Source organism: Pseudomonas sp. P105 (assembly GCF_032614175.1).
GTDB classification, from domain to species: Bacteria; Pseudomonadota; Gammaproteobacteria; order Pseudomonadales; family Pseudomonadaceae; genus Aquipseudomonas; species Aquipseudomonas rhizophila.
On record NZ_CP126693.1, the window covers coordinates 3,646,159 to 3,660,211 of the forward strand.

The 14,053-nt window shown below is 65.3% G+C and carries 2 protein-coding genes; both read left to right on the top strand.

Annotation, left to right across the window (positions count from 1 at the left end; translation table 11 throughout):
* The first annotated feature begins 14 nt into the window (after positions 1-14).
* A complete protein-coding gene (locus QOM08_RS16300; protein WP_316911808.1) occupies positions 15-10,220 on the top strand; it encodes a non-ribosomal peptide synthetase in 10,206 nt (3,401 codons plus the stop codon).
* The gene (locus QOM08_RS16305; protein ID WP_188251109.1) at positions 10,217-14,053 is read left to right on the top strand and encodes a non-ribosomal peptide synthetase; all 3,837 of its coding nucleotides are present in this window, start codon (positions 10,217-10,219) and stop codon (positions 14,051-14,053) included. The genes QOM08_RS16300 and QOM08_RS16305 overlap by 4 nt, the downstream gene beginning before the upstream one ends.

Sequence of the window (14,053 nt, forward strand, 5' to 3'; positions counted from 1 at the left end):
TGGACCAAACAAGCATGAACAACATCGAAGACATCTACTCCCTTTCGCCGACCCAGCACGGCCTGTTGTTCCACAGCGTCTACGAACCGGATTCGCGGGTGTATTACCAGCAGTTGAGCCTGGACATGAACGGCCCGCTGCAATTGAGCGCTTTTCGTGGTGCCTGGCAGGCGCTGATGCAGCGTCACGCGGTGCTGCGCAGTGCTTTTCTCTGGGAGGAACTGGACGATGCCTATCAGGTGGTGCAACAGGACGTTGAGTTGCCCTTGACTGAACTGGACTGGCAGGACCGCGCCGAGCCGCAGGCCGCGCTGGAACAGTTGGCACTGGAACAACGGGCACAACCCCTGGAGCTGAATGACTCGCCGCTGATGCGCGTGTGCCTGGTGCGCCTGGCCCCCGAGCGCTGGCATCTGATCTGGACCTTCCATCACATCCTCATGGACGGCTGGAGCGTCGGCATCGCCGTGCAGGAGTGGCTGGCGCTGTACTACGAACAAGCCCATGGCCGCCCCGCCCACTTGGCGCCGACCCGCCCTTATCGAGACTACATCGCCTGGCTGGCGGAACAGGACATGGCCGCCACCGAAAGCTTCTGGCGCGAACAGTTGCAGGACGTCAGCGAGCCGACCCCACTGCCCAGCTTCGCCGTACGCCAGCCAGCGCCTGCGGGGGCACCGTTCGCCGAACGGGAAAGCCTGCTGGCCGCCAGCGAAACCGAGCAACTGGCGCACTTCGCCCGTCAGCATGACCTGACCATCAACACGCTGATCCAGGGCGCCTGGGCACTGCTGCTGGGCCAACACGCCGGGCGTGACGACGTGGTCTATGGCGTCACAGTCGCCGGGCGTCCGGAGAACCTGGCGGCGGTAGACAGCACCGTCGGGCTGTTCATCAATACCTTGCCGCTGCGCGTGCAATGGGCCGACGAGCCGACCCTGGTGGACTGGCTGCAACACTTGCAGCAAGCCAACAGCGATCTGCGCCACCACGCCTACCTGCCACTGGGCAAACTCAAGTCGATGACGCGCATCGCCGCTGAACAAGCGCTGTTCGACTCGATCCTGGTGTTCGAGAACTTCCCGGTCACCGACGCACTTAACCAGGACACCGGTGGCTTGAGTTTCAGTGCCCCGAGCAGCGACCAGCAGGTCGATGGCATTACCCACACCCAAGGCCGCAACCACTTCCCGTTGTCGCTGATCGTGGTGCCGGACAAACAACTGCACTACCTGATCAGCTACGACCGCAGTCGCTTCAGCGATGCCGAAGTCGCGGTGTTGTCGGCCCAATTGCGCGCGATCCTGTTGGCGATGACGGCGCACGCGCAGTGCCGGGTCAGCGAGCTTGAATGGCTGAGCCCTGAAGAACGCCAGCAATTGCTCGTGCAGGGCCGTGGTGTACAACTGCCGGTAGCCGCTACGTGCCTGCACCAGCGCTTCGAACAACAGGTGGCCGCCCACCCGCAACAGCTGGCGGTGCGCGACCGCCAGAGCGCCCTGACTTACCGTGAACTGGATCAGCAGGCCAACCGCCTCAGCCAGTATTTGCGTGCCCAGGGCATCGGCCACGACAGCGTGGTGGCACTGGCCCTGGAACGCAGCGCCGAGTTCGTGATCGCCCTGCTGGCCACCCTCAAGGCCGGCGCCGCCTATCTGCCGCTGGACCTCAAGCAGCCTGCCGGGCGCCTGGCCGACGTGCTGGTGGACAGCCGCGCCGCACTGCTGATCGGTGCCGCCGCTTCACCCCTGCTCAAAGACCTGGCCGAGCACACGCCGACGCTGTGGTTGGCGGAACAGACCGACGCCATCGCCTCCCAGCCAGACACGCCACCGGTCGTGGTCCACAGCCCGACCGATGCTGCCTACGTGATCTACACCTCGGGCTCCACCGGCACCCCCAAGGGCGTGGTGGTCGAGCACCAGTCCATCGTCGATTACCTGACGGCGGTGCACGCAGTGCTCAACCCGCCACCGGCGGCTCGCTACGGCTTGCTGTCCAGCATCGCCGCCGACCTGGGCCACACCCAACTGTTCGGCGCCCTGTGCAGCGGCGCCAGCTTGTTGCTGGTGGATGAAGACAGCGGTTTCAGCCCCCTGGCACTGGCCGAACTCTTCGACCAACACCCGGTGGATGTGCTGAAGATCACCCCAAGTCATCTGGCCGGCCTGTTGCAGGCGTTGCCCGATGCCCGCCTGCTGCCCCGCGCCCTGCTGGTCTTCGGCGGCGACGCCCTCAGCCCGGCGCTGCTGGAACAGGTCAACCGCCTGGCGCCAGGGCTCAGGGTTTTCAACCACTATGGGCCGAGCGAAGCGACAGTCGGGGCGATTGCCACCGAGTTGCCGGCGGGCCTGCGCAGCATCGCCCTCGGCCGGCCACTGCCGAACCGTCAACTGCAAGTGGTCGATGCCAACGGCCGCCTGGTGCCCACCGGGGTATCCGGCGAACTGCTGATCAACGGCGCCCTGGCCCGGGGTTACCTGCACCGCCCGGACCTGACCGCCGAACGCTTCCATCTCGACGCCGATCAGCAACGCTGGTATCGCACTGGCGACCGCGTGCGCTGGCAAGTGGACGGCCAACTGGCGTTCCTCGGTCGGGTCGACAGTCAGGTCAAGATCCGCGGCAACCGCCTGGAGCTGGGCGAAGTCGAAGCGCAGCTCAAGCGCCTGTCGCCGCTGATCGAACAGGCGCTGGTCCGTGCCGTGGAACTGGACGGCAGTTTGCGCCTGGTGGCCTACCTGGTCGCCAGCCAGTCGCTGTCCGCCACGAAACTGCGTAACGACCTGGGTGCGCGGGTGCCGGACTACATGGTGCCGGCGCACTTCATCACCCTCGACGAACTGCCCCTGACCCGCAACGGCAAGGTCGATGTCCAGCGCTTGCCGCTCCCGCAAAAATCCACGGACGACAGCGCCACCCATGTCGCGCCGCGCAATGAAGTCGAAGCGCAGTTGGCCGCCATCTGGCAGGAAGTCCTGAAGCTGGAACGTGTCGGCGTGCACGACAACTTCTTCGCCCTGGGCGGCGATTCGATCATCAACTTGCAGATCATCGCCCGCGCCAACCAGCAAGGGCTGAAACTCACGCCCCGCCAGCTCTTCGAGAATCGCACCATCGCCGATATCGCCCGGGTGCTGGGCGCCGATGCCAGCCATGGCGTGGCACACGAGATTGCCGATGGCTATGACCTGCCGCTGGCCGCCGGGCAACTGGCGCGCCTGCAACAAGGGCCGTTGCACGCCACCTGGCGTTGCGTGGCGCTGAGCCAGACGCTCGATAGCGAGCTGCTGACCCAGGCCATCTGCGCCTTGCAGCAACACCACCAGGCCTTGCGCCTGGCGCTCAAGGCCCTGCCGGAGGGTCAGTGGCAGCAACGGGTACTGGTCGCGGCCAAGGCCCCGGTCATCGCCACCGAGAAACTGGAGACCTGCGCCCCGGCGCAACTGCAAGCCCTGGCCCAGGCCGGTGTCGACGCGCTGGCACTGGACGCCGGCCAAACCCTGCATGCCCGCCTGCTGGAGGTGGACGGCAAACACGCCCTGCTGCTGGCCGCTCATCCGCTGTGTCTGGACGAGGCATCCTGGTCGCTGCTGCTGACTGACCTCAACCTGGCCCTGGCGCAACTGCGCTATCAGCGGCCGGTGCGCCTGTCCTACACCGGTGGCGATTTCACTCAGTGGACGCGGCACCAGCAGGCCCATGCACAGGGCGATGCCCTGGACGACGCCTGGGAACACTGGCTGCAATACGCCGGCACGGAAACGCTGCAACTGCCGAACAGCCAGCAGCCGGCCAGCGTGGTCGAGCAGACCCTGCCGGCCGCCACCTCAGGTGAGCTCAAGCGTTTGGGCGAAGTGCTGCAACTGGACTGGAACAGCCTGTTGGCCGCTGCCGTGGTCGAACAGTGCCGTGAACTGTGCGGCAATGGCCTGGTTGCGCTGAGCGTGCACGATGCCCGTCCAAGCGCCGAGCGCCTGCCGGTAAATGCGCCGATTGCCGTGGCCGACCTCGACCCGGCACGCATCATGGGACCATTGGCCCTGGCTGTGCCGTACTTCCTCCAGCCCGAAGGCGACAGCCTGCTGCAACGCTTGCATGCCCTGACCGCGCAAATGCGCGCCTACCCGCAGCACGGCGTCGACTATGGCGCCCTGCGTTTCCTGTCGGACAACACCTACCTGCAAGAACCGCTGCGTGATCTGCCGGCGGCATCGGTGGCCATTCGCTGGCTCGGCAACCTCGACAGCCATCGCGAAGAGCGTGGCATCCTGGCCCAGGTCGAAGCCGCAAGCCCCGCGACAGCTTCGACTTGCCCGCTGACCCTGGACGCCTGGTGGCAGGATGACTGCCTGCACCTGCGCAGCCACGGCGCCCTCGCCGCCGACTGGGCACCGCGCCTGGCACAACGCTTGAACGAACTCGCCGGATTGGCCAGCGCAGCCGACCTGCGCCCCGCCAGCCAGGCATTTGCGCTGTGCCACAAGCAAGCGAAAACCCTGGCATCCGAACCGCTGGACTGGGCGAACATCGAAGACGTCTACCCGCTGTCGTCCATGCAACAGGGCATGCTGTTGCACACCCTGCTGCAACCCCACAGCGGCATCTACCTGATGCAGCAACGCTACAGCTGGGACGGGGTACTGCAGCGCCCGGCGATGGAAGCGGCCTGGCAGTTGTTCCTTGAGCGCCACCCCATGATGCGCACTGCCTTCTGGTGGCAGGACGATCATGAGCCGCTGCAATGCGTATACCGCCAAACTCATCGGGCGTTCGACTGGCAGGACCTGCGCCACCTCGATGAAGAACAGCAGCGCCTGGCGATGGACCAGGCCCTCGAAGCACAGCGCCTGCAAGGTTTCGACATGGCCTGTGCGCCGCTGACCCACCTGCGGGTGTTCCAACTCGATGAGCGACGCTTCGCCGTGGTGCGCAGTTTCCACCACATCCTGACCGACGCCTGGTGCTTCGGCCTGCTGATGGAAGACCTGCTGGCGATCTATCAGGCCATCGTGCGCCAGGAGCCGGTGGCCCGTCCACGCCTGCGCTCCTTCCGCGGCTACATGAGCTGGCTGGAACGCCATGACATGGCCGCCGCCCATGCGTTTTGGCAGGCCGAAATGGCCGGTTTCAGCGAACCGACGCCACTGCATGTGGACACCCCCGTGGCACGCCCGGAGCAGGCACCGGAACAGGTCGGCGACTTCGACCAGACCCTGAGCATCGCCCAGACCCAACGGCTGCAGCAGCTGTGCCAGCAATACCAACTGACCCCCAACACCTGGATCCAGGGCGCCTGGGCGCTGTTGCTGTCGCGCTACAGCGGCAACCGCGATGTGCTGTTCGGCGTGACCGTCGCCGGCCGCCCGACTGACCTTGCCGGCGTAGAAGAAATGGTCGGGCTGTTCATCAACAGCCTGCCACTGCGCATCGATGTCGACCCCGAGGTGCCAGTGGCCGACTGGTTGCAGGCGCTGCTGTCCCACAACGCGCAATTGCGCGAACACGAAAGCGCTTCGCTGGTGGACATCCAGCGTTGCAGCCAAGTGCCGCGCGGCCAGCAGTTGTTCGACAGCCTGGTGGTGTTCGAGAACGCGCCGCTGGATATCAGCAGCGTGAAACTGGATGCCTTCAGCATCGACATCTATGAAGACCGGGTGCACACCAACTTCCCGATGACGGTGGTGCTGTACCCCGGCGACCGCCTGGGCATTCGCCTGTCCTACGACAGCATGCGTTTCAGCACTGACACCGTGCAGCGCATGCTCGGCCATCTGGTGCAGCTGCTTTCGGGCATGCTGGAGACGCCGCAAGCGCCACTGGGCAGCCTGCACATGCTGCCCGAGGCGGAACGCCGGCAGTTGCAGATCGACTGCAACCGCAGCGACGTCGACTTCCCGCTGGAGCGCGGCTATGCGGCGCTGTTCGCCGAACAAGTGCGCAACCGTCCACAACACCTCGCTGCCGTATGCCAGGGGCAATCGCTGACCTACGCCGAACTGGACCGCCGCGCCAACAGCATCGCCCATGCGCTGCAAGCGGCCGGTGCCGGCCCGGAAACCCTGGTGGCGCTGTTCGCTGAGCGAGGCCTGGCCTTGCTGACGATGATGATCGCCACGCTCAAGGTCGGCGCGGCGTTCCAGGCCCTGGACATCCAACAGCCCCATGCTCGTCTGGCGGAGCTGCTGGACCTGGGCGAAGCACCGCTGTTGCTGGTCTGCGAGCACGCAAGCTCGACGCTGGACTACGTCCTGCCGCAGATGCGCCAGCAACCCACCTGCCTGATCGCCCAAGCGCTCTGGCAAGGCCGCGAACAGCCGCCGGTCACCTATGCGCACAACCCGGATCAACTGGCCTACGTGATCTTCACCTCGGGTTCCACCGGCACGCCAAAAGGCGTGATGGTTGAACAACGCGGGATGCTCAACAACATGTTCGGCAAGGTCCCGAGCCTGGGCCTGGGTGAGCACGACCGGATTGCCCAGACGGCTTCGGCGGCGTTCGATATCAGCGTGTGGCAGTTCCTCGCCGCGCCGCTGTTCGGCGCCACCGTGCACATCCTTCCCGATGCCCAGGCCCACGACCCTGTGGCTCTGCTCGATGCGGTTCAAGAGCAGCAACTGACACTGCTGGAAACCGTGCCGGCGCTGATTCGCGGCATGCTCCAGGAAAGCCAGGCGCACCACACCTTGGCGAGCCTGCGCTGGCTCCTGCCCACCGGTGAGGCATTGCCGCCGGCCCTGGCGCGGGACTGGTTCGCCCGCTTCCCGGCGATCCCGTTGATGAACGCCTACGGTCCCGCCGAATGCTCGGACGACGTTGCCTTCTACCCCATCACCGAAGCGCCCGCCGACGACTGCCTGCACATGCCCATCGGCAAGCCGACCGCCAATAACCAGGTGTTCGTTCTCGACTCGGCGCTGCGCCTGGTCCCTGTCGGTGTACCCGGCGAATTGTGCATCGGTGGTGTCGGCGTCGGTCGCGGCTACCTGCGCGACCCGCAACGCACCCGCGAAGCCTTTGTTCCGCACCCGTTCCAGGCCGATGCGCGGCTGTATCGCAGCGGTGATATCGGCCGGATGCGCGCCGATGGCGTGATCGAATACCTCGGGCGGCGCGACCAGCAAGTGAAGATTCGTGGCCACCGCATCGAACTGGGCGAGATCGAAAACCGCCTGATGCAACACCCAGCGGTGGACAGCGCGGCGGTGCTGGCACTGCCCGACGCGCGCGGGGCGTTGCAACTGGTGGCCTGGTATGTGCTCGACGACACGGCCAACCTGGGCAGCGAGTCCGCGCAACAGGTCTTGAGCGCTTACCTGGGCCAGCAACTGGCAAGCTACATGGTTCCAGCCCGTTGGCTGGCCCTTGCGCAATTGCCGCTGAACGCCAATGGCAAGGTCGACCGTCGCGCCCTCGCCGCCCTGGGTGTGCCCCAGGACGAAACGGCGCAGGCGCAATGCTTGGCACCGCGCACGCCGACCGAGCAGGTCCTGGCCGAGCTGTGGCAGGAAATTCTCGGCCTGGACACCGTCGGTGTGCACGACGACTTCTTCGCCATCGGCGGTCACTCGCTGCTGGCCACCCAGGTGTTGTCGAGGATTCGCCGACGGTTGAACGTGAACCTGCCGCTGCGCACGCTGTTCGAGCGTGGCACCCTGGAACAATTGGCCGAAGCGGTCGATCAGCAACGCGACGCCCAGACCGAGGCCGACGGCAACAGCGAGATTGCCCTGGCGCCACGCAACCAGCCATTGCCGCTGTCCTACAGCCAGCAACGGTTGTGGTTCCTGGATCGCTTCGAAGGCCCCAGCGCCGCCTACAACATGACCACCGCCATCAGGCTGCGTGGTGCGCTGGACGTCGCAGCGCTGCAAGCGGCGTTGCAGGCCGTGTTCGAACGCCATGAGTCCTTGCGCACGGCGTTCCATCTCCACGGCGACCAGCCTTGCCAGGTCATCAGCCCGGCACCGCGGGTTGACCTGACGCCGACCGAGCTGAGTCACCTCGACCACGAGGAACAAGCGCAAACCCTGCAACGCTTGATTGATGAACAGGCGGCACGCCCGTTCGATCTGCAACAGGCGCCGATGTTGCGCGCCAGTCTGCTGCGCCTGGGCGCCGACGATCATGTGCTGCAATTGGTGCTGCATCATATCGCCACCGATGCGTGGTCCATGGGCATCCTCATGCAGGAGCTGATCGTCGGGTACCAGGCTCGTACCAGCGGTTCGACACCGGTGCTGCCGGTGTTGCCGATCCAGTTCGCCGACTATGCCTACTGGCAACGCAGCGAAACCCAACAGCGCCTGCTGGCACGGGCCATCGACTACTGGCGCCGCCAGCTCGACGGCGCGCCAACGCTGATCCCGCTACCGCTTGACCAGCCACGCCCGGCGCGTCCCGACTATCAGGGGGCGGCCCTGGAGCAACGCTTCACACCGGCCCAGGCCCAGGTGCTCAAGGCCTATGCTCAACAGCAGCGGGCGACGCTGTTCATGGTCCTGCTCAATGCCTTCAACAGCCTGTTGCAACGGGCCACCGGAACCAACGACTTTATCGTCGGCACCGACCTAGCCAACCGCGAACATCCGGCCCTGGAACATCTCATCGGGTTCTTCGTCAACGTGCTGCCGATTCGTGCCCGCCTGAGCGAGGGCGAAAGCTTTGACGCCCGTCTGCAACGCTTGCGCGAGGATTGCCTGTCGGCGTTCCAGCACCAACAGGTGCCGTTCGACAAACTGGTCGAGGAGCTGCAACCGCCGCGTACACCAGGGGTCAATCCCCTGGTCCAGGTGCTGTTCGTCATGCAGAACACCCCCAGCGGCAATGCCAGCCTGCCGGACCTTGAGGTGGAACACCTGGTATCACGCCAGGAAAGCAGCAAGTTCGACCTCGCCGTGTTTGTCGAAGAGGACGAAGATCAAGGCCTGAATGTGCGCTGGGTGTATCGCACCAGCGTGTTGCAGGAGCCGACCATCCAGCGCCTCGAACAAGGCTTCGAGAGCCTGTTGGAGCAGATCGTCTCGGCCCCGGGGCAAGCGCTGGACCATTGGTCGTGGCGCCTTGAGGGTGGCAACGCCAGCGCAGCGTCCCTGGCGGATTCGTCGCTCGACGAGGCCACGGCACGCAGCGCCCGCAAGCAGTCCAAATTGAGCAAGCTCAAGCAGACCCGTGCAACCGCTGTGAGCCAGGTGGCCCATGAGCAGGTCCGTACCCGCACCCTCAGCGCCGGGCAAGCCTTGCCGTTGGTGATCGAGCCGTTGCTCGGCGACCTGGACCCGGTGCACTGGGCGCTGCAAGCGCGGGAATGGATCAATGCACAGCTGCTGACCCACGGCGGCCTGCTGTTCCGGGGTTTCAACCTGCCGGATGCCAGCGCTTTCGAACAGTTCGCCCAGGCCATCGAACCCGACCTCTACGGGACCTACGGCGACCTGCCGAAAAACAAGTCCGGCAAGAACATCTACCACTCCACGCCGTACCCGGAACAGCACATGATTCTCTTCCACAACGAGAGCTCCCATCTGCCGCAGTGGCCACGCAAGCAGTGGTTCTATTGCGAAACGCCGGCGCCGCGTGGCGGTTGCACGCCCATCGTCGATTGCCGGCAGGTGCTGGCGCGCTTGCCCGAGGACATCGTCGCTCGCTTCAAGGCCTTGGGGCTGCTGTACGTGCGGCACTTCACCGACAAGCTGGATGTGCGCTGGCAGGACTTCTTCAAGACCGAACAGCGCGAGGAAGTCGAGCGCCAATGCCTGGCGTCGGGCATGCGCTGGGAATGGCTGGGGGCCGACAACCTGCGGATCGCCCAGCACTGCCCGGCCATCGTCGAGCATCCCGAGACCTTGGAACTGTCGTTCTTCAACCAGGTGCAACTGCACCACACCGCCTGCCTGGAACCGGAAGTGCGCAGCAACCTGATCAGCCTGTTCGGCCCCGGACATTTGCCACGCAACGTGTACTACGGCGATGGCAGCGTGATTGAAGACGCAGTGATGCAAGTGATCGGCGAGGCTTATGAAGACTGCGCGGTACGTTTCAGTTGGCAAAAGGGTGACATGGTGATGCTGGACAATATGTTGGTGGCCCACGCCCGGGATCCCTTCGAGGGTGAGCGCAAGATCTGTGTCGCCATGGGCCAGATGATGCGTCGCGAACAATTGACCGGTTGCCTGCCCGAAGCACAGCCGCCGCTGGCTGCGGAGGTGCAGGCATGAGCGCCTTTGAAACTCGCGAAGAAGCCTTCGCCCTCTCGCCCCAACAACGCAGCCAGTGGTTGGCGGGGTTGCCGGCGGCGCGCCTGGAACTGGAAATAAAAGGCCCGTTGGCCCTGGAGCGTCTGCACCAACGACTCGCCGCCCTGAGCGTGTGCCACGAGGCCCTGCGCCTGCGGGTACGGCCAGAGCCAGGCTTGCTGATGCCCTTGCAAGTGGTTGAATCCACGGTCACGGCCACGGACGCCATCAGCGTCGAGGTGCAAGCGCTCGACGGCGATCGGCAGCGGGTCACGCTGCAACTGCCGGCGCTGAGCGCGGATCGCGGGACCTTGCTGCGCCTGGCGCAGGCATTGGGCTCGATAGAGGCGCCATCGGTGGATGACGAGGCCATGACCTATACCCAGTACAGCGCCTGGCTCTACGAGTTGCAGGCCGATGAAGACGCCGAGCCTGGCCGGCGTTTCTGGGCCAGCCAGGCCTTGGACGAAGCGGTCGCCAGCGAGTTGCTCTACCGTGAGGTTCGCAGCGACCGCTCCGACGCCCCGGTGACCACTCGCTTGAGCGCCAACCCACAGTTGAGCATGGCCCTGGAAAGCTTTTGCCAGCGTCACGACGCATCGCCCGAACAAGTGCTGATGACGGCCTGGGGCGTGCTGTTGCAGCGCCTGAGTAGCGGCGACAGCCCGGCACTGACCTTGAACTGGGTCCACGATTGCCGCGACGACTATGAAGAACTCGCCGATTGCTGGGGAATGTTCGCCAAGCCCTTGCCCCTGCGCTGGCAAGCGGCGGCGGACAGCCATTTTGCCCAGGCGCTGGCGAACTTTCAGGTGCTCTGCGAGCAAGCCACCGAATGGCAGGAATACTGCGGCGTCAGCGCTGCACTGCCGGCCGACACTTTGCAGTACGGCTTCCAGTGGGGTGGGCAGCTGCCTGATCGGCTCGACACCTTGGGCAGCATGGCGTCGACGCTCACGGTGCTGGACGCACAGGCCATCCCCGCGGGCATGGAGCTGCTGTTGGTGGCCGAAACGACCGCTGGCGGCTATCGCCTGAACCTCTGCCACCTGCCGGGCCGCTATAGCGAACAGGCCGCCCTGGTCCTGCTGGAGCAACTCCAATCGCTGCTGCTCGATGCCCTGGCCAACCCAGGCAAGCCCCTGGCCGAACTGTCAGTGCAGGCGCCGAGTTTTACCGCAACGCTGACCGCCCTGCAGGCGCCATCCGACGCTGCGGCACTGCCGTTTACCAGCGTGCCGGCGAGTTTCGATGAATGTGCCGCGCAGTTTCCCGAATATTTGGCCCTGCGCGACCCCAATGGGCAGTTGAGCTATGCCCAACTGCAGGCCCGCAGTAACCAACTGGCGCATTTCCTGCGCGCCCAGGGCGTGGGTCGCGAAGATCGCGTGGCGCTGTACCTGGATCGCTCGGCACAGATGGTCCAGGCCATGCTCGCCGTGCTCAAGAGCGGCGCGGCGTTCGTTCCTCTGGATGTGCATCAGCCGGCACAACGCTCGCTGGCGATCCTGCAACAAGCCCAGCCGACCTTCATACTCAGCGGCTCGGCCGGCAGCGCCCCTGCGTTGCCGGGCATCGGCAGCCTCGACCTGCGCGAGGAAGCGGCCTGGCAGCAAGCGCCAACGACTGCAACCAACGTCGAGATCCAAGGACAGGACGCGGCCTACGTGCTGTTCACTTCCGGCAGCACCGGTACACCCAAAGGCGTCATCGTCGAGCACCAACAGCTGGCCAGTTATGTCGCCAGCGTATCCCGGCGCTTGCAACTGGCCGCAGGCGAACGCAGTGCAGTGGTCACCTCACTGGCGGCCGACCTGGGCTACACGTTGCTGTTCCCGGCCCTGCTCAGCGGCGGCGAATTGCACCTGCTGGACAAGGAAACGGCCATGGACGCCCAGGCCTGGGCAGCCTGGCAGGAGCAGTACCCGATCGATCACCTGAAGATCGTGCCGTCGTTGCTCGACGCCTGGTTGATTCATGCCCAAAGCGCTGCCGTGTTGCCGCGCAAGCAATTGGTTCTCGGTGGCGAAAGCTGCTCGCGGCGCCTGCTGCAAAGCATTCGCAGCCTTGCTCCGGCGCTAACGGTCTTCAACCATTACGGCCCGACCGAAACCACCGTTGGGGTGGTGATGCACAAAGCCGATCCGAGCGTAGATTATCGTCGCCTGCCCCTCAGCGACCGCCTCGACGGCATGCGCCTGTACCTGCTCGACGAGCAGCAAGCGTTGGCCGCCCCAGGGCAAAGCGCCGAGCTGTATATCGCCGGCCCGCAACTGGCCCGCGGGTATCTGGACACGCAACAAAGCGCCGGACGTTTTATCGAGCTGGCACATCGGCCGGGCGAACGCCTCTATCGCACCGGCGACATGGCCCGCTATCGCCATGACGGCAGCCTGGAGATCACCGGGCGGGCCGACCGTCAGGTGAAAATCCGAGGGTTTCGCGTGGAACTCGACGAGATCCAGGCGCAGTTGACCAGCCTTCCCGGTGTGGCCCAGGCCGCGGTGGAATGCATCCCTCGCGGCGAGCTCGGCCAGCAACTGTTCGCCTTCATGACCCTGGCGCCCGGGCATTCGACCACAGTCGCCAGGCTGCATGGCCAGGCCCAGGATTGCTTGCCGGACTACATGCTGCCCACCCTGCGGATCGTCGAAGCCTTGCCCCTGATGGGCAACGGCAAGCTCGACCGCAAGACCCTGCAGCAATGGGCTGACAAAGTCCTCGACACGGTCGGCAGTGCCTTGCCACGCACGCCGCTGGAAGCCTTGCTCGCCGAGGTCTGGGCACAGGTGCTGGGCCTGGAGCGAGTGGGCATCGACGATGATTTCTTCGAGCTGGGCGGCCATTCCCTGGCGGCGGTGACGCTTGCCAGTCGCCTGCAGACCGCGCTGTCGGCACCAGTGACGGTCAATGCGGTGTTCAACGCCCCGAGCGTCTCGGCATTTGCAGCATTGGTGCAGGCCGAGCTCAAACTCTCGCCACTGGTGCGGTTGTCGGCGCCAAACGCTGTCGAAGCCGCCAATCTGTTCTGCTTCCACCCCTCCACCGGCCACGTGCAGGATTACCGCACGCTGCTGGCGCCGCTGTCGGCCTGGCATCTGTGGGGCTTGCAGGCGGCGTACCTGAGCGACGACAGCACAACGCTGGGCGGCGATATCGAGAGCCTCGCCGCGCTCTATGTCGAGCACCTGCGCCAACAGCAACCCCAGGGGCCGTACCACCTGCTGGGCTTCTCCCTCGGTGGTCTGCTGGCGATTGCCGCGGCCGCGCGCCTGGAAAGCCAGGGCCAAGCAGTGGCGTTTCTCGGTATCATCGACTCGCAGTACCAGCATCAAGCGCCAGAAGACAGTGTCGAGGCGCTGCTGGAGTCAGCCTCCCAAGCGCTGACACCGGAAAGCCAGAGCGTGATGCGCCGGTTGCCGCCACCGATCATGGCCGCATTGCTGGAGCAACTGGACGCCCTGCCCCCAGCGGCACGCCTGCCAGAGCTGGTGCAGTGGGCACGCCAGCAAGGCCTGCAACTCGATGGCGACAGTTGGGAGCATTTGCAAACGCGGCTGCGCTACCAGCAGCACACGCAGCATCTGCTGGCGACCTTCAAGCCTGCCCGGCTAAGCTGCCCGGTGCAAGTCTGGTGGGCCAGCGACACCCTGGCCCAGGCCGACTTCGCCGACCCGCATTGGGAAGACCTGAGCAGCGGGCCGTTGACCCGCGAGGTCATCACGGCGCAACACCTGACCATCCTTGAGCAACGCGCCTTGCACGAACAATTGGCGGCGCGTCTCACGGCCATTGCTACACACGGAGCGGTTTGA